Annotated in this window: 29 protein-coding genes; 13 read left to right on the top strand and 16 right to left on the bottom strand. The window is 64.3% G+C overall.

Annotated elements, in window-relative coordinates; genetic code table 11:
- Window positions 1–61: 61 nt before the first annotated feature.
- The 3 genes from zapE to LT948_RS18935 form a co-directional block, all read right to left on the bottom strand.
- The gene (gene zapE / locus LT948_RS18945) at window positions 62–1,156 is read right to left on the bottom strand and encodes a cell division protein ZapE (protein WP_003094297.1); all 1,095 of its coding nucleotides are present in this window, start codon (window positions 1,154–1,156) and stop codon (window positions 62–64) included.
- 94 nt (window positions 1,157–1,250) lie between these two features.
- Window positions 1,251–2,597, bottom strand: coding sequence for a tryptophan--tRNA ligase (locus LT948_RS18940; protein ID WP_003094300.1), 1,347 nt, complete (start codon window positions 2,595–2,597; stop codon window positions 1,251–1,253).
- 67 nt (window positions 2,598–2,664) lie between these two features.
- On the bottom strand, window positions 2,665–3,294 hold the full coding sequence (locus LT948_RS18935) for an alpha/beta hydrolase (protein ID WP_003094302.1): 630 nt from the start codon (window positions 3,292–3,294) through the stop codon (window positions 2,665–2,667).
- Between the two features lie 144 nt (window positions 3,295–3,438).
- Here LT948_RS18935 and LT948_RS18930 point away from each other — a divergent pair, with 144 nt between their 5' ends.
- On the top strand, window positions 3,439–3,885 hold the full coding sequence (locus LT948_RS18930; protein ID WP_003094304.1) for a YhcB family protein: 447 nt from the start codon (window positions 3,439–3,441) through the stop codon (window positions 3,883–3,885).
- Window positions 3,886–3,958: 73 nt separating this feature from the next.
- Here LT948_RS18930 and cysN read toward each other — a convergent pair whose 3' ends face one another.
- Window positions 3,959–5,860: a sulfate adenylyltransferase subunit CysN gene (cysN, locus tag LT948_RS18925; RefSeq protein ID WP_003094306.1), complete on the bottom strand. Its 1,902-nt coding sequence runs from the start codon at window positions 5,858–5,860 to the stop codon at window positions 3,959–3,961.
- Window positions 5,861–5,871: 11 nt separating this feature from the next.
- Complete coding sequence (cysD, locus tag LT948_RS18920) at window positions 5,872–6,789, bottom strand: sulfate adenylyltransferase subunit CysD (protein ID WP_003094311.1); 918 nt, start codon at window positions 6,787–6,789, stop codon at window positions 5,872–5,874.
- 344 nt (window positions 6,790–7,133) lie between these two features.
- Here cysD and mltB point away from each other — a divergent pair, with 344 nt between their 5' ends.
- Window positions 7,134–8,237, top strand: coding sequence for a lytic murein transglycosylase B (gene mltB, locus LT948_RS18915; protein WP_033995385.1), 1,104 nt, complete (start codon window positions 7,134–7,136; stop codon window positions 8,235–8,237).
- On the opposite strand, the gene LT948_RS18910 is transcribed toward mltB, so the two are convergent.
- Complete coding sequence (locus LT948_RS18910; RefSeq protein WP_003094318.1) at window positions 8,224–8,982, bottom strand: Nif3-like dinuclear metal center hexameric protein; 759 nt, start codon at window positions 8,980–8,982, stop codon at window positions 8,224–8,226. The genes mltB and LT948_RS18910 overlap by 14 nt on opposite strands.
- A gap of 116 nt (window positions 8,983–9,098) precedes the next feature.
- Here LT948_RS18910 and algW point away from each other — a divergent pair, with 116 nt between their 5' ends.
- The gene (gene algW, locus LT948_RS18905; protein WP_003134756.1) at window positions 9,099–10,268 is read left to right on the top strand and encodes a Do family serine endopeptidase AlgW; all 1,170 of its coding nucleotides are present in this window, start codon (window positions 9,099–9,101) and stop codon (window positions 10,266–10,268) included.
- Window positions 10,269–10,310: 42 nt separating this feature from the next.
- Here the strand turns inward: algW and hisC are convergent, their stop codons facing one another.
- The 10 genes from hisC to LT948_RS18855 form a co-directional block, all read right to left on the bottom strand.
- A complete protein-coding gene (hisC, locus tag LT948_RS18900) occupies window positions 10,311–11,366 on the bottom strand; it encodes a histidinol-phosphate transaminase (protein WP_073657112.1) in 1,056 nt (351 codons plus the stop codon).
- 2 nt (window positions 11,367–11,368) lie between these two features.
- On the bottom strand, window positions 11,369–12,691 hold the full coding sequence (gene hisD, locus LT948_RS18895) for a histidinol dehydrogenase (RefSeq protein ID WP_003110025.1): 1,323 nt from the start codon (window positions 12,689–12,691) through the stop codon (window positions 11,369–11,371).
- 125 nt (window positions 12,692–12,816) lie between these two features.
- On the bottom strand, window positions 12,817–13,452 hold the full coding sequence (gene hisG, locus LT948_RS18890) for an ATP phosphoribosyltransferase (RefSeq protein ID WP_003094331.1): 636 nt from the start codon (window positions 13,450–13,452) through the stop codon (window positions 12,817–12,819).
- 17 nt (window positions 13,453–13,469) lie between these two features.
- A complete protein-coding gene (murA, locus tag LT948_RS18885; RefSeq protein ID WP_003094332.1) occupies window positions 13,470–14,735 on the bottom strand; it encodes a UDP-N-acetylglucosamine 1-carboxyvinyltransferase in 1,266 nt (421 codons plus the stop codon).
- Window positions 14,736–14,755: 20 nt separating this feature from the next.
- Window positions 14,756–14,995 carry a BolA family protein gene (locus LT948_RS18880; protein WP_003094334.1) on the bottom strand — a complete coding sequence of 80 codons (240 nt, stop codon included), beginning with the start codon at window positions 14,993–14,995 and terminating at the stop codon, window positions 14,756–14,758.
- A gap of 116 nt (window positions 14,996–15,111) precedes the next feature.
- Window positions 15,112–15,420 carry an STAS domain-containing protein gene (locus tag LT948_RS18875; protein ID WP_003094335.1) on the bottom strand — a complete coding sequence of 103 codons (309 nt, stop codon included), beginning with the start codon at window positions 15,418–15,420 and terminating at the stop codon, window positions 15,112–15,114.
- A complete protein-coding gene (locus tag LT948_RS18870) occupies window positions 15,417–16,064 on the bottom strand; it encodes an MlaC/ttg2D family ABC transporter substrate-binding protein (RefSeq protein ID WP_003094337.1) in 648 nt (215 codons plus the stop codon). Before LT948_RS18870 ends, LT948_RS18875 begins: the two co-directional genes overlap by 4 nt.
- A gap of 11 nt (window positions 16,065–16,075) precedes the next feature.
- Entirely contained in the window at window positions 16,076–16,549 is a 474-nt protein-coding gene (gene mlaD, locus LT948_RS18865; RefSeq protein WP_003094339.1) for an outer membrane lipid asymmetry maintenance protein MlaD, read from the bottom strand.
- Window positions 16,550–17,347, bottom strand: coding sequence for a lipid asymmetry maintenance ABC transporter permease subunit MlaE (gene mlaE, locus LT948_RS18860; RefSeq protein ID WP_003094341.1), 798 nt, complete (start codon window positions 17,345–17,347; stop codon window positions 16,550–16,552).
- Entirely contained in the window at window positions 17,347–18,156 is an 810-nt protein-coding gene (locus LT948_RS18855; RefSeq protein WP_031636640.1) for an ATP-binding cassette domain-containing protein, read from the bottom strand. Before LT948_RS18855 ends, mlaE begins: the two co-directional genes overlap by 1 nt.
- Before the next feature lie 412 nt (window positions 18,157–18,568).
- On the opposite strand from LT948_RS18855, the gene kdsD reads away from it, so the two are divergent.
- The 10 genes from kdsD (at window position 18,569) to LT948_RS18805 (ending at window position 25,655) form a co-directional block, all read left to right on the top strand.
- Entirely contained in the window at window positions 18,569–19,549 is a 981-nt protein-coding gene (kdsD, locus tag LT948_RS18850) for an arabinose-5-phosphate isomerase KdsD (protein ID WP_003094347.1), read from the top strand.
- Window positions 19,549–20,088, top strand: a complete 540-nt coding sequence (locus tag LT948_RS18845; protein WP_003094350.1) for a KdsC family phosphatase — start codon at window positions 19,549–19,551, stop codon at window positions 20,086–20,088. Before kdsD ends, LT948_RS18845 begins: the two co-directional genes overlap by 1 nt.
- Window positions 20,089–20,096: 8 nt before the next feature.
- Window positions 20,097–20,669, top strand: coding sequence for an LPS export ABC transporter periplasmic protein LptC (gene lptC, locus LT948_RS18840; RefSeq protein WP_003094353.1), 573 nt, complete (start codon window positions 20,097–20,099; stop codon window positions 20,667–20,669).
- A complete protein-coding gene (lptA, locus tag LT948_RS18835) occupies window positions 20,656–21,183 on the top strand; it encodes a lipopolysaccharide transport periplasmic protein LptA (protein WP_003120916.1) in 528 nt (175 codons plus the stop codon). The genes lptC and lptA overlap by 14 nt, the downstream gene beginning before the upstream one ends.
- The gene (gene lptB, locus LT948_RS18830) at window positions 21,183–21,908 is read left to right on the top strand and encodes an LPS export ABC transporter ATP-binding protein (RefSeq protein WP_003094355.1); all 726 of its coding nucleotides are present in this window, start codon (window positions 21,183–21,185) and stop codon (window positions 21,906–21,908) included. Before lptA ends, lptB begins: the two co-directional genes overlap by 1 nt.
- A 225-nt stretch (window positions 21,909–22,133) precedes the next feature.
- Entirely contained in the window at window positions 22,134–23,627 is a 1,494-nt protein-coding gene (locus tag LT948_RS18825) for an RNA polymerase factor sigma-54 (protein WP_003094357.1), read from the top strand.
- Between the two features lie 77 nt (window positions 23,628–23,704).
- Window positions 23,705–24,013: a ribosome hibernation-promoting factor, HPF/YfiA family gene (gene hpf / locus LT948_RS18820; protein ID WP_003094359.1), complete on the top strand. Its 309-nt coding sequence runs from the start codon at window positions 23,705–23,707 to the stop codon at window positions 24,011–24,013.
- 13 nt (window positions 24,014–24,026) lie between these two features.
- On the top strand, window positions 24,027–24,491 hold the full coding sequence (gene ptsN, locus LT948_RS18815; RefSeq protein ID WP_003098853.1) for a PTS IIA-like nitrogen regulatory protein PtsN: 465 nt from the start codon (window positions 24,027–24,029) through the stop codon (window positions 24,489–24,491).
- A gap of 1 nt (window position 24,492) precedes the next feature.
- Window positions 24,493–25,353, top strand: a complete 861-nt coding sequence (gene rapZ / locus LT948_RS18810) for an RNase adapter RapZ (RefSeq protein ID WP_003094361.1) — start codon at window positions 24,493–24,495, stop codon at window positions 25,351–25,353.
- Between the two features lie 29 nt (window positions 25,354–25,382).
- Complete coding sequence (locus LT948_RS18805; RefSeq protein WP_023104882.1) at window positions 25,383–25,655, top strand: HPr family phosphocarrier protein; 273 nt, start codon at window positions 25,383–25,385, stop codon at window positions 25,653–25,655.
- Window positions 25,656–25,717 lie beyond the last annotated feature (62 nt).

Below are 25,717 nucleotides of genomic sequence, written 5' to 3'. Positions count from 1 at the left end.
GCCGCGCGTCCATGAAAAAAGGGGTTGCCATCGGCAACCCCTTTCTCGTTTCCGCCCCGGATCAGGGCCGGTGCGGACGCGTGAGGTATTCGTGGGACTGCATTTCCAGCAGACGACTGAGGGTGCGCTGGAATTCGAACTCCAGCCGGCCGCCGCTGTAGAGATCCTTTAGCTCGACCTCGGCGGAGATGATCAGCTTGACGCTGCGGTCGTAGAACTCATCCACCAGGTTGATGAAACGCCGCGCCATGTCGTCCTTGGTGACGCCCATCTGCTCGACGTTGGAGATCAGCACGGCGTGGAAAATCTTCGCCAGCTCGATGTAGTCGTTCTGGCTGCGCGGGCCGTCGCACAGCTCACGGAATTCGAACCAGGCCACGTCGTCGCAGGTCAGGCGCGCGCGGATCTCGCGGTTCTCGATCATCAGCGCCTCGTCGCGCTGGGCCTTGGCGCAGTCCGGGGTCAGGGCCTTGAAGCTGCGCGCCATCTCCTCCTCGACCTGTTCGCTGAGCGGCCAGTGGAACAGCTCGGCCTGCTCCAGCGCGCGCAGGCGATAGTCGACGCCGCTATCGACGTTGACGATCTCGGTATGCTCCTTGAGCAGGGCGATCGCCGGCAGGAAACGGGCGCGTTGCAGGCCGTCCTTGTACAGGCCGTCCGGCACGATGTTGGAGGTCGCCACCAGGCTCACGCCGTTCTTGAACAGCTCTTCCAGCAGGGTGGCGAGGATCATCGCATCGGTGATGTCGGAGACGAAGAACTCGTCGAAGCAGATCACTCGCGCCTCGTCGGCGAAGCGCTTGCCGATGATGGTCAGCGGGTTCTTCTCGCCCTTGAGGGTCTTCAGTTCTTCGTGCACCCGCTTCATGAAGCGGTGGAAGTGCGTGCGCACCTTCTGCTCGAACGGCAGCGACTCGAAGAAAGTGTCCACCAGGTAGGTCTTGCCACGGCCGACGCCGCCCCAGAAATACAGGCCCTTCACCGGCCCGCCGGACTTCCTGCCGAGCAGCTTGCCGAACAGGCCGGGCTTGGCGTGGTCGGCGGCGACCAGGTCATCGTAGAGGCGTTGCAGATGCTTCACGGCATTCGCCTGTGCGGCATCGTGGAAGAAATCGGGGCGTTGGAGATCGGCCTGGTAGCGCTCGAGGGGCGTCATGATCGGTAGCAATGCAACGAAAACGGGGCCGTCACTTTAGCGACGACCCCGTCTCTTGGCAATCGGCCATCCGTCGAGGATGCACCGGGGAGGCCTACTCCTGCGGCGCCAGCGCTTCGCGGGTGCGCTCGATGGCGGCGTCACGGGCGGCGGCGTCGGCGAAGGCCGGGCTCTGCGCCACCGCCTCGCCATCCAGCCACAGGCCAAAGGCATTGCCCTCGGCCCGCAGGTCAGCAGTCTCGCCAGCCAGCAGGCGCTTGCTCACCGCACCGGCGGCCTTGCCGTCGGCGAAGGCGCGGGACAGCAGCAGCTGTTCGCCGGCGGCGTCCAGCAGGCGGAAGCGGAAGCTGCCGTCGTCGTCGCGGAAGCTGACCAGGCGCGCAGCCTTGGCGGCCTTCTTCTTGCCGCTCTCGGTACTTTTCAGCGGCTCGCGCAGGGAGCGCAGGCCGACTGCCTCGCGCAACTCGGCGATGAATGGGGTGGCGATGCGGCGCGCCTTGGCGGCGCCGGCGAGGAGAATGTCCTCGATATCGTCGGGCTTGGCGATCAGCGCCTGGTAACGCTCGCGAGCCTCGCCCAGTTCGTTGTCGAGCAACTGGAACAGGCGCTGCTTGGCTTCGCCCCAGGCCAGGCCGTCGAGCAGTTCCTGGCGGAACGCGGCGACCTGTTCGGCGCTGGCGAAGGCCGAGTAAAGAAGGAACAGGTGCGAACTGTCCGGGTCCTTCGGCTCACCCGGCGCGCGCGAGTCGGTGACGATGCGTGCGATGGCGTCCTTGAGCTGCCTGGACGGGCTGAACAGCGGGATGGTGTTGTCGTAGCTCTTGGACATCTTGCGTCCGTCCAGGCCCGGCAGGGTGGCGACGTTTTCCTCGATCACCGCTTCGGGCAGGACGAAGAACTCGCGGCCGTTGCCGAACAGGTGGTTGAAACGCTGGCCGATGTCGCGGGCCATCTCCACGTGCTGCACCTGGTCGCGGCCGACCGGGATCTTGTGCGCGTTGAACATCAGGATGTCCGCGGCCATCAGCACCGGATAGCTGTAGAGGCCCATGGTCACGCCGGCGTCCGGGTCTTCGCCGGCCTCGACATTGCGGTCCACCGCGGCCTTGTAGGCATGCGCGCGGTTGAGCAGACCCTTGGCACTGACGCAGGTGAGCAACCAGGTCAGCTCGGGAATCTCGGGGATGTCCGACTGCCGGTAGAAGGTCGCACGCTCGACGTCCAGGCCGCCGGCCAGCCAGGTCGCGGCGATTTCCAGGCGCGAGCGCTGGATACGAGCGGGATCGTCGCACTTGATCAAGGCGTGGTAGTCCGCCAGGAAGTAGAACGAATCCACGTCGCTCCGACGGCTGGCGAGGATCGCCGGGCGGATGGCGCCGGCGTAGTTGCCCAGGTGCGGAGTGCCGGTAGGAGTGATGCCGGTCAGGATACGAGTAGTCATGCGATACCAGATGTCAGGCAAAGAAAAGAATGGCGCGCCGGATGGTAGCAGGGCCGGCGCGACGACGTCAGTCCTGCAGGCGTGGCAGCAACAGGTCCTTCAGATCGATCAGCTTGCCATGGAAGAAATGTCCGCTTTCTGCCACCCGCAACAGCTCGTGCGGTCGTGCCAGGGACTCGCTCCAGGCATATACCGCGGCCGGCGTGACCACGTCGTCGTCCTCCGGCTGCACCACGGTCAGCGGGCAGCGCGCAGGCAGGCTGACCGCGAAGCGCTCCACCGGCGGCGCGATCATGAACAGCCGCGCCAGCCCGACACCCTCCGCCTCCAGGCGACCCGCCAGATTGCCGGCAACGCAGGAACCGAAGGAAAAGCCCATCAGTGTCAGCGGCAGCCCCGGATGGCGTGCCAGCAACCAGCGCGCAGCGGCCTCGGCGTCGTCGATTTCGCCGATCCCCTCGCCATAGCTGCCGGCGCTCTGGCCAACGCCACGGAAGTTGAAACGCAGGGTCGCCAGGCCGGCATCGCGGGCGCTGCGTTGCAGAGTGGCGACCACCTTGTTCTGCATGGTGCCAGCGAACAGCGGGTGCGGATGGCAGACCAGAGCGATGCCGCGGGCATCGGGCAGATCGAGGTGCAGGGCTTCCAGCGGCCCGCAGGGGCCATCGATGGATACAGGGATTTCGCGGGTAGACAAACAGAAACTCCGTGACCCCGGCTCGGGTCGACTCGTCTAGCAGATTACTCCAAGCGACACAGGCACTTACTCGCGCGCCGTGGTATACAGCTCGGACTCAAGCCGTTAACGTAAAGCAAAGCCGTCTATAGAGGAAGGATTCGCGTGGAACAGTCGCTCACCGCCTGGCTGCTGCCGGCCCTCGCCCTGGTCGCCGGGGTCGCCATCGGTTTTCTGATCGCCCGCCTGCTGCCCAACGCCGCGCCGAACAAGGTGCAACGCCAGATGGACGACCTGCAGGACCGCTTCGACAGCTATCAGCGCGAAGTCGTGACCCATTTCAACACCACCGCCAGCCTCGTGAAGAAGCTGACCCAGAGCTACCAGGACGTGCAGGAGCACCTCTCCGACGGCGCCCAGCGCCTGGCCCTGGACGAACAGACCCGCCAGCGTCTGCTGGCTGCGCTGCATGCCGACGAGGCCTACCCGGCCGAGCGCCGCGAGCGCCTGACTCCGCCGGCCTCCGGCGAAGTGCCGAAGGACTATGCGCCGAAGAGCCCGGACAGCCCCGGCACCCTCGACGCCACCTACGGCCTGAAAGGCAAGTACTGACGCACTGCGCGAACCTGCCGACGCCCATGAAAAAGCCCCGCATCCGCGGGGCTTTTTCATGGCTGCGAGACGATCAGATCGCCTGGCGTTCGCGCAACAGGTCGAGCACCTGCTTCACGCCGTCCTCGACGCTCAGCGACTGGGTATCGATCACCAGGTCGGCATCCAGCGGCACGTCGTAGGGGAAGGACTCGCCGGGGATATTGTCCTCGCCCGCCGCATACAGCCCCTGGGGATCGCGTTCGCGGCAGACCTGCGGCGACGCCTGCACATAGACGGTGATCAGGCGCTCGGCACCGATCAGCGCCCTGGCCTGCTCACGCCCTTCCGCGCTCGGCGCGACGAAGGCGCAGAGGCTGATCAACCCGGCCTCGTTGAACTGCTTGGCGACATGGGCGGTACGCAGCCAGTTCTCGGTGCGTCCGGCGCGGTCCTGCGGCAACCCCTTGTTCAGGTCGTGGCGCAGGTTCTGCCCGTCCAGCACGTAGACCGCGCGGCCCATATCGAACAGCTTGCGCTCCACGGCGTAGGCCAGGGTGCTCTTGCCGGCGCCGGAGAGGCCGCTGAACAGTACGGTCGCCGGCTGCTGGCCGAAGCGGCCGGCACGCTCCTCGCGCGTTACATGGGCATTCGAACCGTGATGCGCGCTGCTGCCATGGGCCGCCGGCGGAGCGGAGACGATCATGCCGGCGCCAACGGTGCCGTTGGTCAGGCGATCGATGACGATGAAGGCGCCGGTGGTGCGGTTCTGCTCATAGCCATCGAGCGCGATGGGCGCGTCCAGGCTGACCTTGACCCTGGCGATCTCGTTCAGCTTCAGCTCGCTGCCCGGGGTCCGCTCCAGGGTATTCACGTCCACCTTGTGGACGATGCTCGGAATCGAACCCGGCACATAGCTGGTAGCGCGCTTGATATCGTACTTCTTGCCCGGAAGCATCGGCTCCTCGGCCATCCACACCAGCATGGCATCGAAGCCGTCGGTGACCAGCGGGCGATTGTCGGCATGCACCAGCATGTCGCCGCGGGAAACGTCGATCTCGTCTTCCAGGGTCAGGGTGACGGCCTGGCCGGGACCGGCCTGCTCCAGTTCGCCCTCGAAGGTGACGATGGATTTCACCTTGCTGCCCTTGCCCGACGGCAACGCCACCACTTCGTCGCCCTTGCGCACCACGCCGCTGGCCAGGGTACCGGCGAAACCGCGGAAGTTCAGGTTCGGCCGGTTCACGTACTGCACCGGGAAGCGCATGTCATCGAGGTTGCGGTCGGCGGCGATCTCGACGGTTTCGAGGATTTCCATCAGCGACTGGCCGGCGTACCAGGGCGAACGCTCGGACTTGTTGACCACGTTGTCGCCCTTGAGCGCCGACATCGGCACGAAGTGCAGCGAACTGGTCTTCAGACCGATCTTCTCGGCAAAGGCCAGGTAGTCGGCCTTGATCTGTTCGAAGACACCCTGGTCGAAGTCCTTCAGGTCCATCTTGTTGATGGCGACCACGATATGCCGGATGCCCAGCAGGGACGCGATGAAACTGTGCCGGCGGGTCTGGGTCTGCACGCCGTAGCGGGCATCGATCAGGATGATCGCCAGGTCGCAGGTCGAGGCACCGGTGGCCATGTTGCGGGTGTACTGCTCATGGCCGGGCGTGTCGGCGATGATGAACTTGCGCTTGGCGGTGCTGAAGTAGCGGTACGCCACGTCGATGGTGATGCCCTGCTCGCGCTCGGCCTGCAGGCCGTCGACCAGCAGCGCCAGGTCGACGTCGTCGCCCGTGGTGCCGACTTTCTTCGAGTCGCGGGTGATGGCCTCGAGGTGATCCTCGTAGATCATCTTGGAGTCATGCAGCAGGCGCCCGATCAGGGTGCTCTTGCCGTCATCGACGTTGCCGCAGGTAAGGAAGCGCAGCAGTTCCTTGCGTTCGTGCTGCCCCAGGTAGGCGAGGATGTCCTCGCTGATCAGATCGGATTGATGAGACATGCTGCGTACCCTCAGAAATAGCCCTGACGTTTCTTTTCTTCCATCGAACCGGCCTGGTCATGGTCGATGACCCGGCCCTGGCGTTCGGAAGTACGCGTCAGGAGCATTTCCTGGATGATTTCCGGCAGCGTGGTGGCGCTGGACTCGACCGCGCCGGTGAGCGGGTAGCAGCCGAGGGTACGAAAGCGCACCATGCGCTTCTCGATGCGGGCTTTCTCTTCGTCAGAGAGATGCTCGAGGATGCGCTCGTCGTCGATCATGATCAGCGTGCCGTTCTTCTCGATAACCTCGCGCTCGGCGGCGAAGTACAGCGGGACGATCGGGATGCCTTCCAGGTAGATGTATTGCCAGATGTCCAGCTCAGTCCAGTTGGACAGCGGGAAGACGCGGATCGACTCGCCCTTCTTCACCTTGCCGTTGTAGATGTTCCACAGCTCGGGACGCTGGTTCTTCGGGTCCCAGCGGTGCTTGCTGTCGCGGAACGAATAGACCCGTTCCTTGGCCCGCGACTTTTCCTCGTCGCGGCGCGCACCGCCGAAGGCAGCGTCGAAACCGTACTTGTCCAGGGCCTGCTTGAGTCCCTCGGTCTTCATCACATCGGTGTGCTTGGCGCTGCCGTGGGTGAACGGGTTGATGCCCTGGGCGACGCCGTCCGGGTTGACGTGGGTGATCAGGTCCAGGCCCATTTCCTCGACCATCCGATCGCGGAACCTGTACATCTCCTGGAATTTCCAGCGGGTGTCCACGTGCATCACCGGGAAGGGCAGCTTGCCGGGGAAGAAGGCCTTGCGGGCCAGGTGCAGCATGACCGCGGAATCCTTGCCGATCGAGTACAGCATCACCGGGTTATCGAACTCGGCGGCCACCTCGCGGATGATGTGGATGCTTTCCGCCTCCAGCTGTTTCAGGTGCGTCAGTTTGTCGACCATGGCTACTCACGGAATTGCTTATGGACGGCCGTCGGGCCGTAGACGAACGCGCACTCTATCACAGCGCAAGGCTCTAAAAGATTCGCCATTTATACCGAAAAAATATACCCATATAGCCATCAGCGCTCAGGGTTGCAGCCGGCGAAAACACTGGCATGGAGAGGCTTTCCTGGGCGTTTCGCGGAGCGGACGGACAGGCCTGCGACGGCATCGCCCCCGGACCGAGCGAAGCCACCGCCGCAACCGCGAGAGGACGGTCCGCCCCCCTTTCGGCGGCTCGACTTGTACGCCAGCGGCACTGCGCTAGCATAGCGGGCATCGTCATTCCGCCAAGAAGACCCCAGATGCGCCGTACCGCCCTCGCCCTGCCCCTGTTCCTTCTGGTCTCAGCATGCAGCAGCGAACCGACGCCACCACCGAAACCCGCCACCAAACCCCAGGCCCGCACTGTCATTTCCCCCCGCCCCGTACGCCAGTCGGTGCAACCGATACTGCCGCTGCGCGGCGATTACGCGAACAATCCGGCGGCACAGCGCTTCATCGACAGGATGGTCAGCCAGCACGGCTTCAACCGCCAGCAACTGCACGACCTGTTCGCCCAGACCCAGCGCCTGGACTGGGTGATCCGCCTGATGGACCGGCAAGCTCCGACCTATACCCCACCCAGCGGACCGAACGGCGCCTGGCTGCGCTACCGGAAGAAGTTCGTCACGCCAGGCAACGTACAGAACGGCGTGCTGTTCTGGGACCAATACGAAGCCGACCTGCAACGGGCGTCGCGCATCTACGGCGTGCCGCCGGAGATCATCGTCGGCATCATCGGCGTGGAAACCCGCTGGGGGCGGGTGATGGGCAAGACGCGGATCATCGATGCGCTGTCCACCCTGTCCTTCTCCTACCCTCGCCGCGCGGAGTTCTTCAGTGGCGAGCTGGAACAATTCCTCCTCCAGGCTCGCAAGGAAGGTGCCGATCCGCTGGCCCTGCGCGGTTCCTATGCCGGCGCCATGGGCTACGGCCAGTTCATGCCGTCTTCATTCACCAAGTACGCAGTGGACTTCGACGGCGATGGGCATATCGACCTGTGGAATCCGCGTGACGCGATCGGCAGCGTCGCCAACTATTTCAAGCAGCACGGCTGGGTCAACGGCGATCGCGTGGCGGTTCCCGCCAGCGGCCGGGCGCCCTCGCTGGAGGATGGCTTCAAGACGCTGTACCCGCTGGACGTGCTCGCTTCCGCCGGACTACGCCCGCAGGGTCCGCTCGGCGGCCACCGGCAAGCCAGCCTGCTGCGCCTGGACATGGGCAGGAACTACCAGTACTGGTACGGCTTGCCGAACTTCTACGTGATCACCCGCTACAACCACAGCACCCACTACGCGATGGCCGTCTGGGAACTGGGCAAGGAGGTCGACCGGGTACGTCATCGCTCCGTCGTCAGGCAGGATTAGGACAGTCGATGAACAGGTGCTCGATGGCGAAACGCTTGCCCAGGTAGTCGCCCAGCGCCTGCACCCCATAGCGCTCGGTGGCATGGTGTCCGGCGGCGATGAAGCTGATGCCGTTCTCCCGTGCGCTGTGCACGGTCTGCTCGGAAACCTCGCCGGTCAGGTAGGCATCGACGCCGGCGGCGATCGCCTGGTCGATATAACCCTGGGCGCCGCCGGTGCACCAGGCGATGCGTCGGATCGGCTGGCCGGCGTCGACCAGCAGCGGCTCGCGCCCCAGCGCATCGCGCACATGCCGAGCGAAATCGGCAGGCTGCATCGGCTCGGCAAGCGAACCGAGGAGGACGATGGAACGCGGGTTGCCCGGCTCCAACGGCCCTTCCACTTCGAAGCCGAGCTGCCGGGCGAGCTGCACGTTGTTGCCCACCTCCGGATGCAGATCCAGCGGCAGGTGGTAAGCGAGCAGACTGATATCGTTGTTCAGCAGGGTCTTCAGGCGCCGTTGCTTCATGCCGACCACGCAGGGATTCTCCCCCTTCCAGAAGTAGCCGTGATGCACCAGCACCACGTCGGCGTCGGCCTCCACGGCGGCATCCAGCAGCGCCTGGCTGGCAGTGACCCCGCTGACGATCCGCCGCACCTGCGGCCGGCCCTCGACCTGCAGGCCGTTCGGGCAGTAGTCCTGGATGCGCGCGGCATCCAGATAACGGTCGGCCTCTTCGACCAGGGTGCTCAGGGCGATAGCCATGCAAATTCCTCTTCATTCAGGCAGGGCGCGCCGCTCCTCTAATGGACGGCTTCCCCCTATAATGGGCGCCACCTTATCGGCCGCTTTTCGGCCTCGCAACCCCAAGGATTGTCCCGATGCCCAAGGCCCTGCGTTTCCTCGGCTGGCCCGTGCTGGTCGGCGTGCTGCTGGCCCTGCTGATCATCCAGCGCAACCCCGAGCTGGTCGGCCTGCCACGCCAGGAGGTGCACGTCGAGCAGGCGCCTCTGCTCAGCCGCCTGCAGGAAGGCCCGGTGTCCTATGCCAATGCGGTGAGCCGGGCGGCTCCGGCAGTGGCCAACCTGTACACCACCAAGATGGTCAGCAAGCCCTCCCACCCATTGTTCGACGACCCGATGTTCCGCCGCTTCTTCGGCGACAACCTGCCACAACAGAAGCGCATGGAATCGAGCCTCGGCTCGGCAGTGATCATGAGCGCGGAAGGCTACCTGCTGACCAACAACCACGTGACCGCTGGCGCCGACCAGATCATCGTGGCCTTGCGCGACGGCCGCGAGACCATCGCCCAGTTGGTCGGCAGCGACCCGGAAACCGACCTGGCCGTGCTGAAGATCGACCTTAAGAACCTGCCGGCGATGACCCTCGGCCGCTCCGACGGCATTCGCACCGGCGACGTCTGCCTCGCCATCGGCAACCCGTTCGGCGTCGGCCAGACCGTGACCATGGGCATCATCAGCGCCACCGGACGCAACCAGCTCGGCCTGAACACCTACGAAGACTTCATCCAGACCGACGCGGCGATCAACCCCGGTAACTCCGGCGGCGCGCTGGTGGACGCTGCCGGCAACCTGATCGGCATCAACACGGCGATCTTCTCCAAGTCCGGCGGCTCCCAGGGTATCGGCTTCGCCATCCCGACCAAGCTGGCCCTGGAGGTCATGCAGTCGATCATCGAGCACGGCCAGGTGATCCGCGGCTGGCTCGGCGTCGAGGTCAAGGCGCTGACCCCGGAACTGGCGGAGTCGCTGGGCCTCGGCGAAACCGCCGGGATCGTCGTCGCCGGCGTCTATCGCGACGGTCCGGCGGCGCGCGGCGGCCTGCTGCCGGGCGACGTGATCCTGACCATCGACAAGCAGGAAGCCAGCGACGGCCGCCGCTCGATGAACCAGGTGGCGCGCACCCGTCCGGGACAGAAGATCAGCATCGTGGTGCTGCGCAACGGGCAGAAGGTCAACCTGACCGCCGAGGTCGGCCTGCGTCCGCCGCCGGCACCGGCTCCACAGCAGAAACAGGACGGCGGCGAGTGATCCTCGCCATTGAAAACGGCGCCCTCGGGCGCCGTTTTCGTATCACTTGAGGAAGTGCAGGGCGTCCAGTAGCGCCTGGTTCTGCTCCGGACTGCCGATGGTGATACGCAGGAACTGGTCGATCCGCGCCTGCTTGAAATGGCGGACGATCACTCCCTGCTCGCGCAGGGTCGAGGCAATCTGCCCGGCATCGTGCCGCGGATGACGGGCGAAGACGAAGTTGGCGGCCGACGGTAGTACCTCGAAGCCCAGCGCCTGCAAAGAGGCGCTCAACGCCTCGCGGCTATCGATCACTGCCTGGCAGGTCCGACGGAAATAGGCGTCGTCCTCGAAAGCCGCCGCCGCGCCGGTGATCGCCAGGCGATCCAGCGGGTAGGAATTGAAGCTGTTCTTGATCCGCTCCAGCGCCTCGACCAGATCGGCATGGCCGACCGCCAGGCCGACCCGCAGGCCGGCCAGGGAGCGCGACTTGGACAGCGTCTGGGTGACCAGCAGGTTCGGGTAGCGATCGACCAGGGCGATGGCGCTCTCGCCACCGAAGTCGACATAGGCCTCGTCGACCACCACCACCGAATCCGGCGACGCCTTCAGCATCGCTTCGATGGCGTCCAGCGGCAACAGGCAGCCGGTCGGCGCGTTCGGATTGGGGAAGATGATCCCGCCGTTGGGCCGCGCGTAGTCTTCGACGCGGATGCGGAACCTTTCATCCAGCGCGATCTTCTCGTGCGCGATCCCGTACAGGCCGCAATAGACCGGGTAGAAGCTGTAGGTCACGTCCGGGAACAGCAGCGGCAGGTCGTGTTGGAACAGGCCATGGAAAATGTGCGCGAGCACCTCGTCGGAGCCGTTGCCGACGAACACCTGGTTGGCCTGTACGCCGTAGTGCGCGGCGACCGCCTGCTTCAACCGCTCGCCGTTGGGATCGGGATACAGGCGCAGGTCATCGTTGAGTTCCGCCTGCATCGCGGCGAGCGCCTGCGGCGACGGACCGTAGGGATTCTCGTTGGTGTTCAGCTTGACCAGCCGCGACAGCTTCGGCTGCTCGCCCGGCACATAGGGCACCAGGTCCTTGACGAAGGGACTCCAGAATTTGCTCATGCTCAGGCCTCCTTCTCGTCGAGGATGCGGTATTCGGCGCTGCGCGCGTGAGCGGTCAACGACTCGCCGCGAGCCAGCACCGAAGCGGTGCGACCGAGGACCGAAGCGCCCTCGGCCGAGCAGTTGATGATCGACGAACGCTTCTGGAAGTCATATACCCCCAGCGGCGAAGAGAAACGCGCGGTACCGGAGGTCGGCAGCACGTGGTTCGGGCCGGCGCAGTAGTCGCCCAGGGCCTCGGCAGTGTAGCGGCCCATGAAGATCGCACCGGCATGGCGGATCTCCGGCAGCCAGCTTTCCGGATCGGCCACCGACAGCTCCAGGTGTTCCGGGGCGATGCGGTTGGCCACCGCACAGGCCTGGGCCTGGTCGGCGACCTGGATCAGCGCGCCGCGCCCCTCCAGGGAGGTGCGGATGATCTCGGCGCGCTCCATGGTCGGCAGCAGGCGAGCGATGCTGTCCGCGACGCGGTCCAGGAACGCCGCGTCCGGACTGACCAGGATCGACTGGGCGTCTTCGTCGTGTTCGGCCTGGGAGAACAGGTCCATGGCGATCCAGTCGGGATCGGTCTGGCCATCGCAGACCACGAGGATTTCCGAGGGACCGGCGATCATGTCGATGCCGACCTGGCCGAACACGTGACGCTTGGCGGTGGCCACGTAGATGTTGCCGGGGCCGACGATCTTGTCCACCCGCGGCACGCTTTCGGTGCCGTAGGCCAACGCGGCCACGGCCTGTGCCCCGCCGATGGTGAAGACACGGTCGACACCGGCGATGCAGGCGGCGGCGAGGACGATCTCGTTGATCTCGCCGCGCGGGGTCGGTACGACCATGACCACTTCGGACACCCCGGCGACCTTGGCCGGGATCGCGTTCATCAGCACCGAGGACGGGTAGGACGCCTTGCCGCCCGGCACATAGAGCCCGGCGCGGTCCAGCGGGGTGACCTGCTGGCCGAGCACCGTGCCGTCGGTCTCGGTGTAGCGCCAGGAACCCTGCTTCTGCTTCTCGTGGTAGCTGCGCACGCGCTCGGCGGCGACTTCCAGGGCTTCGCGCTGGGCTACGGTGATACGGGTGAGAGCTAGCTCCAGGCGCTCGCGCGGCAGGATCAGGTCGGCCATCGAGGCGGCCTGGAGACCGTCGAAGCGCTGGGTGAACTCGACCACGGCGGCGTCGCCACGGCTGCGTACGGCGGCGATGATGTCGAGGACGCGCTGGTTGACCGAATCGTCGGAGACACTTTCCCAGCTCAGCAGATGATCCAGATGACGCCCGAAGTCCGGATCAGCGGCATTGAGTCGACGGATAGCGAAGGGAGCGGTCATAGCGAGCCTCTTTTATGGATGGCGTTGTCTCGGGCGCCGCTAGACTACCAAGCCCACCGTGCGGGCACCCGAGAAAATTTGGCTATGACACGGATAGGCAGGTGCGGCGCGGAGCCGCACGGGTATCAGTGACGGTGTCGCGCCTCGACGGCGTCGCGCAGGGTATCGATCAGCGACTGGATGCGACCATGCTGCATCTTCATCGAGGCCTTGTTGACCACCAGGCGCGAGCTGATCGTGGCGATCAGTTCCTGGGGCTCCAGGCCGTTGGCGCGCAGGGTGTTGCCGGTATCCACGACGTCGATGATCTTGTCGGCGAGACCGACCAGCGGCGCCAGCTCCATCGAGCCGTACAGCTTGATCACGTCGACCTGGCGGCCCTGCTCGGCGTAGTAGCGCTTGGCGACATTGACGAACTTGGTGGCCACCCGCAGGCGTCCCTTGGGTTCAGGCGCGCCAATGGCGCCGGCGGTCATCAGCTTGCAGTTGGCGATACGCAGGTCCAGCGGTTCGTAGAGTCCCTGGCCGCCGTACTCCATCAGCACGTCCTTGCCGGCCACGCCGAGATCGGCGGCGCCATGCTCGACATAGGTCGGCACGTCGGTGGCGCGCACGATGAGCAGGCGCACATCGGGCAGGGACGTCGGGATGATCAGCTTGCGGCTCTTGTCCGGGTTCTCCGACGGCACGATGCCCGCCGCTGCGAGCAGCGGCAGGGTATCGTCGAGAATCCGGCCCTTGGACAAGGCGATGGTCAGCATTTGCGCGACAGCCTCCGCTAGCCCGGTACGCGGCGGATCTTGGCGCCGAGCAGCTGGAGTTTCTCTTCGATGCACTCGTAGCCACGGTCGATGTGGTAGATGCGATCGATCAGGGTGTCGCCCTCGGCCACCAGGCCGGCGATCACCAGGCTCGCGGATGCGCGCAGGTCGGTCGCCATGACCGGAGCGCCCTTGAGCTTGGGTACGCCGGTGACGATGGCGGTGTTGCCTTCGACGAGGATCTGCGCACCCATGCGGTTCATTTCGTAAACATGCATGAAGCGGTTCTCGAAGACCGTCTCGATGACCGCGCCGGTGCCTTCGGCAACCGCGTTCATGGAGATGAACTGGGCCTGCATGTCGGTGGGGAACGCCGGGTACGGCGCGGTACGCACGTTGACCGCCTTCGGCCGGTTGCCCTTCATGTCCAGCTCGATCCAGTTGCTGCCGGTGCTGATATGAGCACCGGCCTCTTCCAGCTTCTGCAGGACCGCCTCGAGGATGGTCGGATCGGTATCCTTCAACTTCACCCGGCCGCCGGTCGCGGCCGCGGCCACCAGGTAGGTGCCGGTCTCGATACGGTCGGGCAGTACGTCGTAGCGAGCGCCGCCGAGGCGCTTCACGCCTTCGATGACGATGGTATCGGAGCCAGCGCCCTGGACGTTGGCGCCCATGGCGTTCAGGCAGTTGGCCAGGTCGACCACCTCCGGCTCGCGAGCGGCGTTCTGCAGCACGGTGCGGCCGTTGGCCAGCGCGGCGGCCATCATCAGGTTCTCGGTGCCGGTCACGCTGACGGTATCGAAGAAGAAGTGACCGCCACGCAGGCCGCCGGCGGGCGCCTTGGCCTTGATGTAGCCGCCTTCGACCTCGATCTGCGCGCCCATGGCCTCGAGACCGCGGATATGCAGGTCGACCGGACGCGAACCGATCGCGCAACCGCCCGGCAGGGCCACTTCGGCCTCGCCGAAGCGCGCCAGCATCGGACCCAGCACCAGGATCGAGGCACGCATGGTCTTCACCAGTTCGTACGGCGCGACCAGGGTCTTGATGCTGCTGGCGTCGACTTCGACGTTGAGCTTCTCGTCGATGATCGGCTGCACGCCCATGCGGCCGAACAGTTCGATCATGGTGGTAATGTCGTGCAGGTGCGGCAGGTTGCAGACGGTGACCGGAGTATCGGCCAGCAGGGTCGCGGCCAGGATCGGCAACGCCGAGTTCTTCGCGCCGGAAATGCGGATTTCGCCATCGAGGCGGTTACCGCCGGTAATAATCAGTTTATCCATTGCAATGATCCCCCGTGGGCTCAGGAACGCTCGGCCCAGGCGGCGCGGCTGAAGAATTTCATGGTGACGGCATGGATGCTGCCATCGGCGATCCAGGCGTTCAAATGGGCGTAGACCTGCTGCTGACGCTTGACCGGGCTCTGGCCGGCCAGTTCGTCGCTGATCAGATTCAGTTGGAAATTGCACCCTTCGCCCTCGACTTCCACCTGGGTGCCGGGGAGTTTTTCCTGGAGAAGGCTCTTAACGTCTTCGGCCTGCATGCTCAACCTCAATCGGGCGCCCTACGCGCACGGTCGGCCATCATACAAAAAAGCCCTCCGCCTGCGAACCCCAGGAAGGGACGCGCAGACGGAGGGCCGCTCGTTCCGCCGTCCGGTCATTCCTGCAGAGGCAGGATCTCCAGAAGGCTGCTGACCTTGGCAATCTCCCGCATGTCGTCCGGCAAGGCCCTGACGCTCAGAACCTTGCCGGCCTTGCGTGCGTCGCGCATGAAGGCCAGCAACAGGGAAATGCCCACGCTGCTGGAGCGCTCCACCGCCGAGCAGTCGACGACCAGTTCCGCCGCCTGGCTGGCGCGGATCAGCCGACCGCCCTGCTCGCGCAACGCCGGCCCGCTGCTGTAGTCGAGCACGCCGGCGAGCTGCAGTTCGCCGGCCGCGCCTTCGCGCAGGCTGGCCTGGCTCATTTCGCCCCGGCCTCTTCCGCTTTCGCGGTTTCCTTGGCCTTGGCGACCACCTCGCCCCAGCCGGCGATGGTCTTCTCGAGGTCGTTGCGGTTCTTCTGCATGGTGTCGGCGAACTGGTCGCGGAACAGCTTGCCGATGTTGATGCCGTTGATGATCACGTTGCGGACCTTCCAGCCACCGGCCAGGTTGGTCATGGTGTAGGAGACCGGGTAGACCGTGCCCTTGCTGTCACGGATTTCCATGTTGACGCTGGCACGATCGTCGCTCGGCTTGGCCGAGCTAGGCAGCACGCGGATGTCCTGGTTGTCGTATTCGAGCAGCGCGTTGCCGTAGAACTGCATCAGGCTGTTCTTGAACACTTCCTCGAAGCGCTTGATCTGCTCGGGTGAGGCCTGGCGCGAGTACTTGACGGTCATCACGCTCTTGGCGATGCCTTCGGCATCGACCACCGGCCCGAGGATACGGTCGAGAGTGGCATAGAGCTTTTGCGGATCGGCCTTGTAGGCGGCCTTGTTGGCCTTGATGTCGGAAAGCAGTTCGTCGACCGTGCCCTGCACCACCTGTTGCGGGGTCGGCGCCGCCATGGAAAGCAGCGGGAAAGCCGCCAGGAACACCAGCAGGCCGCGACGCAGAAGAGTCAGCATGGAAGAAAACCTCACTTTTTGGCTTCGTCTTTGTTAACCGAGTTCAGCAGGAACTTGCCGATCAGGTCTTCCAGCACCAGCGCCGACTGGGTGTCGTGGATGGTGCTGCCGTCCTTCAGAACATCCTCGTCGCCGCCGACGCTGATGCCGATGTATTTCTCGCCCAGCAGGCCGGCGGTCAGGATCGACGCCGTGGAATCGACCGGCAGGTTGTTCACGTTCTGGTTGATCTCCATGGTCACGCGACCAGTGTAGCTGTCGCGATCCAGGTCGACCGCCGTCACCTTGCCGATCGTCACGCCGGCCAGGGTGACCTTGCCGCGCACGGTAACACCGGCGATGTTGTCGAAGTAGGCGTAGACCTTGTAGGTATCGCCGGCGTTGCCCACGCTCAGGCCGCTGACCCGCAGGGCCAGCAGCAACAGGGCCAGCAGGCCGGCCAGGAGGAACAGGCCGACACCGATTTCCAGGGTGCGGGTTTGCATTCAGAAATCTCCAAACATCAAAGCAGTCAGAATGAAGTCGAGCCCCAGCACCGCCAGGGAGGCATAGACCACGGTCCGAGTCGTCGCCCGGCTGATTCCTTCCGAGGTCGGCTCGCAGTCGTAGCCTTGGTAGACCGCGATCCAGGTCACCACGAAGGCGAATACGATACTTTTGATCACGCCGTTGAGCACATCCTCGGTGAACTGCACGCTGTTCTGCATGTTCGCCCAGAACGACCCCTCGTATACGCCCAGCCAGTCGACCGCGACCATCGCCCCGCCCCAGATGCCGACCACGCTGAAGATCGCGGCGAGCAGCGGCATGGAGATGAAACCGGCCCACAGGCGCGGCGCGACGATGTACTTGAGCGGGTCGACACCGATCATTTCCAGGCTGGAAAGCTGTTCGGTGGCCTTCATGTTGCCGATTTCCGCGGTAAGCGCAGAGCCGGCACGGCCGGCGAACAGCAGGCCGGTCACCACCGGCCCCAGTTCGCGCAGCAGGGTCAGGGCCACCATCTGCCCGACCGCCTGCTCGGAACCATAGGAAATCAGGATGTTGTAGCCCTGCAGGGCCAGCACCATGCCAATGAACAGGCCCGAGACGACGATGATCGCCAGCGACAGCACGCCTACCGAGTAGAGTTGCTTCACCAGCAGGTGCAACCCGGTGCCTGGCGTGCGCCGGCCGAGCAGGGCGTGGCCGAGGAACAGGGTCGAGCGGCCGAGCGCGGCGACCACGTCCAGGCCGGCGCGGCCGAACAGGCGGATACGCTCGAGGGGAGAGACTCTACGCATCAGCACTCTCCCAGCAGGTCGGCCCGGTAGTCGCGGGCCGGATAATGGAACGGAACGGGACCATCCGGGATTCCCTTGACGAACTGGCGGATACGAGGATCGTCGGTTTCCTTGAGGACGTCCGGCGTCCCGTGGCCAAGTACCCGGCCGTCGCCGACGATATAGATGTAGTCGGCGATGCTGGCGGTCTCGGCCAGGTCATGGGAAACCACGATGCTGGTGATGCCGAGGGCATCGTTGAGCAGGCGGATCAGGCGCACCAGGACGCCCATGGCGATCGGATCCTGCCCCACGAACGGCTCGTCGTAGAGCAGGATCTGCGGGTCCAGGGCGATCGCCCGGGCCAGGGCGACGCGGCGCTTCATGCCGCCGGAAAGCTCGTCCGGCATCAGTTCCACGGCGCCGCGCAGGCCGACGGCCTGAAGCTTCATCAGGACGATGTCGCGGATCATCTCTTCCGGCAGTTGGGTATGCACGCGCAGCGGAAACGCGACGTTCTCGAATACGTCGAGATCGGTGAACAGCGCCCCGCTCTGGAACAGCACGCCGAACTGCTTGCGCATGTCGAACAGGTCGCCGCGCGAAAGCTGCGGCAGGTTCTGCCCGTTGACCCAGACCTCCCCCTTCGAAGGACGCAACTGGGAGGCGATCAGCCGCAGCAACGTGGTCTTGCCGCAACCGGACGGGCCCATGATGCCGGTCACCTTTCCGCGCGGGATACGCACATCGATGTTGTCGAAAATCGCCCGCGATCCGCGCTTGAAGGTCAGGCCCTTCAACTCGACCGCGTAGGCACTATCGGTGCTCATCAGGACTCCTTGCGATGCGACCCGTCCATGCTGGACGCCTTGCCCGTTGCAAAGGCACGCATCCGGGAGGGGTCGAATGGGCGCGGACTATAGCACTGCGGCGGGTTCTGGCCCAAGGCCTGGCACCGTGCCGTTCAGATTGGATTCAGCTTGTTCGGAGCGTTCTCTCAGCCCTTTAGGACATATCGCACACTTCAGGTTCACTACGGACAGAAAAAAATCGCGTCGACGTCGAATATATCGACATTTATGCAGTCATAGCGCGGAGTGCAGATAACGGCGGCGTAACAGAGCATTGCAGTCCATACAACATTGCGCCGCGGGGGATGCGGACCGACTTCACAGCATGGCTGGTGTAAGCGGGACACGCTTTCCCGTTATAATCCCGCCTTTAATCCAGGCGCCACATTCGTTGAACATGAGCCAGAACCTCGATTTCATCCATTCCGCCCAGCGCACCATCGGCCTCGAGCGCGACGCGGTAGACAGCCTGCTGGCGCGGATTGGCGACGATTTCGTCAAGGCCTGCGAGCTGCTGCTGGCCGGCAAGGGCCGGGTCGTCGTCGTCGGCATGGGCAAGTCCGGTCACATCGGCAAGAAGATCGCCGCTACCCTGGCCAGCACCGGCACCCCCTCCTTCTTCGTGCATCCGGCCGAGGCCAGCCACGGCGACATGGGCATGATCACCAAGGACGACGTGGTCCTCGCCCTGTCCAACTCCGGCTCGACTGCCGAAATCGTCACCCTGTTGCCTCTGATCAAGCGCCTGGGCATCACCCTGATCAGCATGACCGGTAACCCCGAGTCGCCCCTGGCCAAGGCTGCGGAAGTGAACCTGGACGCCAGTGTCGGCCAGGAAGCCTGTCCACTGAACCTGGCCCCGACCTCCTCCACCACCGTAACCCTGGTCCTCGGCGACGCCCTGGCGATCGCCCTGCTCGAAGCTCGCGGCTTTACCGCGGAAGACTTCGCCTTCTCGCACCCGGGCGGTGCGCTGGGCCGCCGACTGCTGCTGAAGGTGGAAGACGTCATGCACGTCGGCGAAGGGCTGCCGCAGGTGCTGCTCGGCACCTCGCTGACCGGCGCGCTGATGGAAATGACCCGCAAGGGCCTGGGCATGACCGTAGTGCTCGACGAACATGGCAAGCTTGCCGGCATTTTCACCGATGGCGACCTGCGTCGCGCCCTGGATCGGGGCATCGACGTCCGCCAGGTCACCATCGACCAGGTGATGACCGTCCACGGCAAAACCGTCCGCGCCGAGATTCTCGCCGCGGAAGCCCTGAAGATCATGGAAGACAACAAGATCGGCGCACTGGTGGTGGTCGACGCGGACGACCGTCCGGTCGGCGCCCTGAACATGCACGACCTGTTGCGCGCAGGAGTGATGTAATGAGCGATACCCATTCGGCCGCGGAACTCCCGGTCCGGGCCCGCCGGATACGCCTGGCGATCTTCGACGTCGACGGCGTGCTGACCGACGGCAAGCTGTATTTCCTCGTCGACGGCAGCGAGTTCAAGACCTTCAACACCCTGGACGGACATGGCATCAAGATGCTCATCGCCTCCGGCGTGCGCACCGCCATCATCACCGGCCGCGACACTCCGGTGGTCGAACGGCGCGCGCGCAACCTGGGCATCCAGCACCTCTATCAGGGCCGGGAAGACAAGCTCGCCGTCCTCGACGAACTTCTCGGCGAACTCGGACTAGGCTATGAGCAAGTCGCCTACCTTGGCGACGACCTGCCCGATCTGCCGGTGATCCGCCGCGTCGGCCTGGGCATGGCGGTAGCCAGTGCCGACCCGTTCGTGCGCCAGCATGCCCATGGCGTCACCGCGGCCCGCGGCGGCGAAGGCGCCGCCCGCGAGTTCTGCGAACTGATCATGCGCGCCCAGGGTACGCTCGAAGCCGCCCAGGGCGCCTATCTGTAGAGCCGACCATGCCGAAGACACTACGCCAGAAACTGCTGCTCGCCCTGATCGCCCTGTTGCTGATCGTCGCGGGCTACTACTGGAACGTCGGGCTCGAGCTGTTCAACGAACAGCCGACCCGCCCCGGCCAGGACAACACCATCGACTACTATGCCGAGAATGCCCATAGCCTCCAGTACCAGGAGGACGGCAGCCTCGACTACGAGATGACCGCGGTGAAGCTGGAGCACCAGAAAGCCACGGACATCACTTTCGTCACCACCCCCGACCTGCTGCTCTTCCGTGGCAACGTGCAACCCTGGCACATCCAGAGCGCCCGCGCCGAAGTCGGACCGAAAGGCAAGGAGGTCGAACTCATCGACGACGTGCGCGTCGCACGTACCGATGCCAAGGGCCAACCAAGCATCCTGACCACCACTCGGCTGACCGTATTCCCCGACAAGAATTATGCACAGACCGAGCAAGCCGTTAAAATCGACGCGGCCAATGGAGTGACGACGGCTGTTGGAATGAAAGCGTATCTGAAAGACAGCCGGATGCACCTGCTGTCCAACGTAAGAGGTCAGCATGAGGTTCGTTAATACCCTCCCCCTTATTTTCGGTCTGACTGCCGCCCTCGGCAGCTCCATGGCCTTGGCCCTGCCTTCGGACCGCGAACAACCGATCCGCGTCCAGGCCGACAGCGCCGAACTGGACGACAAGCAGGGCGTCGCGGTCTACCGCGGCGACGTCGTGGTGACCCAGGGCAGCACCAAGCTGACCGGCAACACCGTGACCCTGAAACAGGACAAGAACGGCGACATCGAGGTCGTGACCTCGGTCGGCAAGCCTGCCTACTACGAGCAGAAACCCGCTCCGGACAAGGACGTGACCAAGGCCTATGGCCTGACCATCCAGTACTTCGTCACGCAGAACCGGGTCGTGCTGATCGACCAGGCCAAGGTGATCCAGGAAGGCAACACCTTCGAAGGCGAGAAGATCGTCTACGACACCCAGCGCCAGATCGTCAACGCGGGTCGTGCCACCGGCTCCCAGGTGACCAGCCCGCGCCCGCGCATCGACATGGTCATCCAGCCGAAGAAAAAGGCCCAGTAATGGCAACGCTCAAAGCCCAGCACCTGGCCAAAAGCTATAAAGGCCGGCAAGTCGTCCGCGACGTCAGCATGTCCATCGATAGCGGGCAGATCGTCGGCCTGCTCGGTCCGAACGGTGCCGGCAAGACCACCTGCTTCTACATGATCGTCGGCCTGGTCCAGGCCGACCAGGGCGTGGTCCGCATCGACGAGCAGAACGTCACCCACCTGCCGATGCACGGGCGCGCCCGGGCCGGCATCGGCTACCTGCCGCAGGAAGCCTCGATCTTCCGCAAGTTGTCGGTATCCGACAACATCATGGCGATCCTCGAGACCCGCAGCGACCTCGATCGCAACGGTCGCAAGGAAGCCCTGGAAGGCCTGCTGCAGGAATTCCACATCCACCACATCCGCGACAACCTCGGCATGAGCCTGTCCGGCGGCGAACGACGCCGGGTGGAAATCGCCCGCGCCCTGGCCAGCGCGCCGAAATTCATCCTCCTCGACGAGCCCTTCGCCGGCGTGGACCCGATCTCGGTCGGCGACATCAAGCAGATCATCCATCACCTCAAGGCGAAGGGTATCGGCATCCTCATCACCGACCACAACGTCCGCGAGACCCTGGACATCTGTGAAACGGCGTATATCGTCAATGATGGGCAGTTGATCGCGGAAGGGGATGCCGAGAGCATCCTCGCCAACGACCTGGTCAAGGAAGTCTACCTGGGGCACGAGTTCCGCCTCTGAAGAAATCTCCTAGCGCGCCCTCCGGCCTCGCCGGAGCGGTTCCGCTCGCCCGCGGTTTCGCAACCACGAGTGCCGCCTGGAGCGGATGATTTATTCAGAGCAACCCTAGGCAAAGTACGAAAATTCAGGCATATAATTTGCTTCCTGGCGGTGCCGCCACCTCGGCACCCGTAGTAGTGGATGGTGCCATCCGGTACCAGCGAATAAGGTACTAAGCCCTCAGCCATGAAACCATCGCTAGTCCTCAAGATGGGCCAGCAGCTGACGATGACGCCGCAGCTGCAACAGGCCATACGCCTCCTCCAGCTATCCACCCTGGACCTCCAGCAGGAAATCCAGGAAGCGCTGGAATCCAATCCCATGCTCGAACGCCAGGAAGACGGCGACGATTTCGACAACAGCGACCCCCTCGCCGATGGCGCCGAACAGGCGGCCAGCGCGCCCCAGGAGAGCCCCCTCCAGGAAAGCGCCACGCCCAGCGTCGAAAGCCTCGACGACGACCAGTGGAGCGAACGCATACCCAGCGAGTTGCCGGTGGATACCGCCTGGGAAGACATCTACCAGACCAGCGCCAGCAGCCTGCCCAGCAACGACGATGACGAATGGGACTTCACCGCGCGCACCAGCAGCGGCGAGAGCCTGCACAGCCACCTGCTCTGGCAGGTCAACCTGGCACCGATGTCGGACACCGATCGGATGATCGCGGTGACCATCATCGATAGCATCAACAACGATGGCTATCTCGAAGAGTCTCTCGAAGAAATCCTCGCCGCCATCGATCCGGAACTGGACGTCGAACTCGACGAAGTGGAAGTCGTGCTGCGCCGCATCCAGCAACTGGAACCCGCCGGCATCGGCGCCCGCAACCTGCGCGAGTGCCTGCTGCTGCAACTGCGCCAGTTGCCGTCCACCACGCCCTGGCTGAACGAAGCGCTGCGCCTGGTATCCGACTACCTCGACCTGCTCGGCGGCCGCGACTACAGCCAATTGATGCGGCGCATGAAGCTCAAGGAAGACGAACTGCGCCAGGTCATCGAGCTGATCCAGTGCCTGCATCCCCGGCCCGGTTCGCAGATCGAATCGAGCGAAGCCGAATACATCGTCCCCGACGTCATCGTGCGCAAGGACAACGAGCGCTGGCTGGTCGAGCTGAACCAGGAGGCGATGCCGCGCCTGCGCGTCAACGCCACCTACGCCGGCATGGTCCGCCGCGCCGACAGCAGCGCCGACAATACCTTCATGCGCAACCAGTTGCAGGAAGCCCGCTGGTTCATCAAGAGCCTGCAGAGCCGCAACGAAACGCTGATGAAGGTCGCCACCCAGATCGTCGAGCACCAGCGCGGTTTCCTCGACTACGGCGAAGAAGCCATGAAGCCGCTGGTCCTGCACGACATCGCCGAAGCGGTGGGCATGCACGAATCGACCATTTCGCGGGTCACCACGCAGAAATACATGCATACGCCGCGCGGCATTTTCGAGCTGAAATATTTCTTTTCAAGTCACGTCAGTACCGCTGAAGGCGGGGAATGCTCGTCCACCGCGATCCGCGCGATCATCAAGAAACTGGTGGCCGCGGAAAATGCGAAAAAGCCATTGAGCGACAGCAAGATCGCTGGTTTACTGGAGGCACAGGGCATTCAAGTGGCTCGCCGCACCGTCGCCAAATACCGCGAATCCCTGGGCATAGCCCCTTCGAGCGAGCGCAAGCGACTGGTGTGACGTTGATCCACGCCAAGGTGTTCCGGAGGCAGGTTGCTAACCTGCCACTTACACACGGGCAACAAGGAGAACGCGGTATGCAAGTCAACATCAGTGGCCATCAACTGGATGTGACCGACGCCCTGCGCGACTATGTCGGCGAGAAACTGAGCCGTCTGGAGCGCCATTTCGACAAGATCACCAATGTTCAGGTGATCATGGAGGTCGAGAAACTGAAGCAGAAGATCGAAGCCACCCTGCGCATCGCCGGTGGCGAGATCGTAGCCAATGCGGAACATGAGGACATGTACGCGGCCATCGACCTGCTGATCGACAAACTCGACCGTCAACTGATCAAACACAAAGAGAAGTATCTCGAACGGCAGCAAGGCGTAGGCGCCCGCTGATCTCCCCTCCCCTATGATCCGACTTGAGCAAATCCTGACCCCCGGCCGTTCCCTCGTGAACGTGCCGGGCGGCAGCAAGAAACGCGTACTCGAACAAATCGCCAACCTGGTAGCCAGGGAGCTGCCGGAGTTCGACGCCCAGACCATCTTCGAAAACCTGGTGGCCCGGGAAAAACTCGGCTCCACCGGCTTCGGCAATGGCATCGCCATTCCGCACTGCCGCCTGTCTGGCTGCCAGAGCCCCATCAGCGCCGTGCTGCACCTGGATGCTCCCGTGGACTTCGACGCGCTGGACGGCGCGCCGGTCGACCTGCTCTTCGTCCTGCTGGTACCGGAGGCCGCGACCGAAGAACATCTCGAACTGCTCCGGCAGATCGCCGCCATGCTCGACCGTGCCGACGTACGCGACCGCCTGCGCAGCGCTCCCACTGCCGAAGCGCTTTATCAGATCGTGGTAGACGTACAGAACGGGCAATGACATGCGCCTGATCATCGTCAGCGGCCGCTCGGGCTCGGGCAAGAGCACCGCCCTGAACGTCCTCGAAGACAACGGCTTCTATTGCATCGACAACCTTCCCGCCAGCCTGCTTCCCGACCTGGCGCAGCGCGCCCTGTTGCACACGGAGCTACTGCAGCCACAGGTGGCGGTGTCGATCGACGCCCGCAACCTGCCCAGCCAGTTGCAGCGCTTCCCCGAACTGTTGCAGGAAGTGCGGGACAACCACATCAACTGCGATGTGCTGTATCTCGACGCCGACGACGAGACGCTGCTCAAACGATTCTCGGAAACCCGCCGGCGCCACCCGCTGACCACCGACACCCGTTCGCTGGCGGAGGCGATTGGCGACGAGAGCCAATTGCTCGGACCGATCGCCGACCTCGCCGACCTTAAGCTGGACACCACCAGCCTCAACCTCTATCAGTTGCGCGACACCATCAAACTGCGCCTGTTGAACAAGCCGGAACCCGGCACCGCGTTCCTCGTCGAATCCTTTGGCTTCAAGCGCGGCATGCCAGTCGACGCCGACCTGGTGTTCGATGTGCGCTGCCTGCCGAACCCCTACTGGAAGCCCGAGTTGCGCGATCATTCGGGGCTGGAGCCCGAAGTCCGCGAGTATCTGGCCGCCCAGCCGGACGTCGAGGAAATGTACCAGGACATCGTCGGCTACCTGAACAAATGGCTGCCGCGCTTCGCCGCCAGTAACCGCTCATATGTAACAGTTGCGATAGGCTGTACCGGCGGGCACCATCGTTCGGTCTACCTCGCCGAGCGGATTGGCGCTGCACTCAGGGATTCCCTGAAGAACGTGCAGATTCGCCACCGCGATCTCAGCAGCTAGCCCATAACAAGAAGGACAGACTCCCCAAGATGCCCGCCCTCGAGATCACCATCATCAACAAGCTCGGTCTGCACGCCCGCGCGGCGGCCAAGTTCGTCGGCGTCGCGGGGCGCTACCCTTGCCAGGTCCGGGTCGGCCGCAATTCTGAAAGCTGCGTCGACGGCAAGAGCATCATGGCCGTGATGATGCTGGCTGCCGGCAAGGGCACCAACCTGCACCTGCATACCGAAGGCGAACAGGAAGACGAGGCGTTGAACGCGCTGGTCGAACTGATCAACAACCGTTTCGACGAAGGCGAGTAGCCTCTTCCCAGCGACAACGAAAAAGCCGCCAACTGGCGGCTTTTCCTTTCCGGCGATTGCGG

This window comes from Pseudomonas sp. CP-1 (assembly GCF_021213715.1).
Lineage (GTDB): Bacteria > Pseudomonadota > Gammaproteobacteria > Pseudomonadales > Pseudomonadaceae > Pseudomonas > Pseudomonas aeruginosa.
This window is presented reverse-complemented; position numbering and strand designations above follow the sequence as displayed.

Bases quoted from the DNA above. Each gene is read 5' to 3' on its own strand.
- LT948_RS18825 (WP_003094357.1), top strand. From the start codon at position 22,134: ATGAAACCATCGCTAGTCCTCAAGATGGGCCAGCAGCTGACGATGACG.
- LT948_RS18940 (WP_003094300.1), bottom strand. From the start codon at position 2,597: ATGACTACTCGTATCCTGACCGGCATCACTCCTACCGGCACTCCGCAC.
- ptsN (WP_003098853.1), top strand. From the start codon at position 24,027: ATGATCCGACTTGAGCAAATCCTGACCCCCGGCCGTTCCCTCGTGAAC.
- mlaE (WP_003094341.1), bottom strand. From the start codon at position 17,347: ATGCGTAGAGTCTCTCCCCTCGAGCGTATCCGCCTGTTCGGCCGCGCC.
- LT948_RS18870 (WP_003094337.1), bottom strand. From the start codon at position 16,064: ATGCTGACTCTTCTGCGTCGCGGCCTGCTGGTGTTCCTGGCGGCTTTC.
- murA (WP_003094332.1), bottom strand. From the start codon at position 14,735: ATGGATAAACTGATTATTACCGGCGGTAACCGCCTCGATGGCGAAATC.
- cysN (WP_003094306.1), bottom strand. From the start codon at position 5,860: ATGTCTCATCAATCCGATCTGATCAGCGAGGACATCCTCGCCTACCTG.
- lptB (WP_003094355.1), top strand. From the start codon at position 21,183: ATGGCAACGCTCAAAGCCCAGCACCTGGCCAAAAGCTATAAAGGCCGG.
- LT948_RS18875 (WP_003094335.1), bottom strand. From the start codon at position 15,420: ATGAGCCAGGCCAGCCTGCGCGAAGGCGCGGCCGGCGAACTGCAGCTC.
- LT948_RS18845 (WP_003094350.1), top strand. From the start codon at position 19,549: ATGAGCGATACCCATTCGGCCGCGGAACTCCCGGTCCGGGCCCGCCGG.
- hisG (WP_003094331.1), bottom strand. From the start codon at position 13,452: ATGCTGACCATCGCCTTGTCCAAGGGCCGGATTCTCGACGATACCCTG.
- cysD (WP_003094311.1), bottom strand. From the start codon at position 6,789: ATGGTCGACAAACTGACGCACCTGAAACAGCTGGAGGCGGAAAGCATC.
- algW (WP_003134756.1), top strand. From the start codon at position 9,099: ATGCCCAAGGCCCTGCGTTTCCTCGGCTGGCCCGTGCTGGTCGGCGTG.
- mlaD (WP_003094339.1), bottom strand. From the start codon at position 16,549: ATGCAAACCCGCACCCTGGAAATCGGTGTCGGCCTGTTCCTCCTGGCC.
- mltB (WP_033995385.1), top strand. From the start codon at position 7,134: ATGCGCCGTACCGCCCTCGCCCTGCCCCTGTTCCTTCTGGTCTCAGCA.
- hisC (WP_073657112.1), bottom strand. From the start codon at position 11,366: ATGAGCAAATTCTGGAGTCCCTTCGTCAAGGACCTGGTGCCCTATGTG.
- lptC (WP_003094353.1), top strand. From the start codon at position 20,097: ATGCCGAAGACACTACGCCAGAAACTGCTGCTCGCCCTGATCGCCCTG.
- zapE (WP_003094297.1), bottom strand. From the start codon at position 1,156: ATGACGCCCCTCGAGCGCTACCAGGCCGATCTCCAACGCCCCGATTTC.
- LT948_RS18805 (WP_023104882.1), top strand. From the start codon at position 25,383: ATGCCCGCCCTCGAGATCACCATCATCAACAAGCTCGGTCTGCACGCC.
- hisD (WP_003110025.1), bottom strand. From the start codon at position 12,691: ATGACCGCTCCCTTCGCTATCCGTCGACTCAATGCCGCTGATCCGGAC.
- LT948_RS18880 (WP_003094334.1), bottom strand. From the start codon at position 14,995: ATGCAGGCCGAAGACGTTAAGAGCCTTCTCCAGGAAAAACTCCCCGGC.
- LT948_RS18910 (WP_003094318.1), bottom strand. From the start codon at position 8,982: ATGGCTATCGCCCTGAGCACCCTGGTCGAAGAGGCCGACCGTTATCTG.
- rapZ (WP_003094361.1), top strand. From the start codon at position 24,493: ATGCGCCTGATCATCGTCAGCGGCCGCTCGGGCTCGGGCAAGAGCACC.
- LT948_RS18855 (WP_031636640.1), bottom strand. From the start codon at position 18,156: ATGAGCACCGATAGTGCCTACGCGGTCGAGTTGAAGGGCCTGACCTTC.
- hpf (WP_003094359.1), top strand. From the start codon at position 23,705: ATGCAAGTCAACATCAGTGGCCATCAACTGGATGTGACCGACGCCCTG.
- lptA (WP_003120916.1), top strand. From the start codon at position 20,656: ATGAGGTTCGTTAATACCCTCCCCCTTATTTTCGGTCTGACTGCCGCC.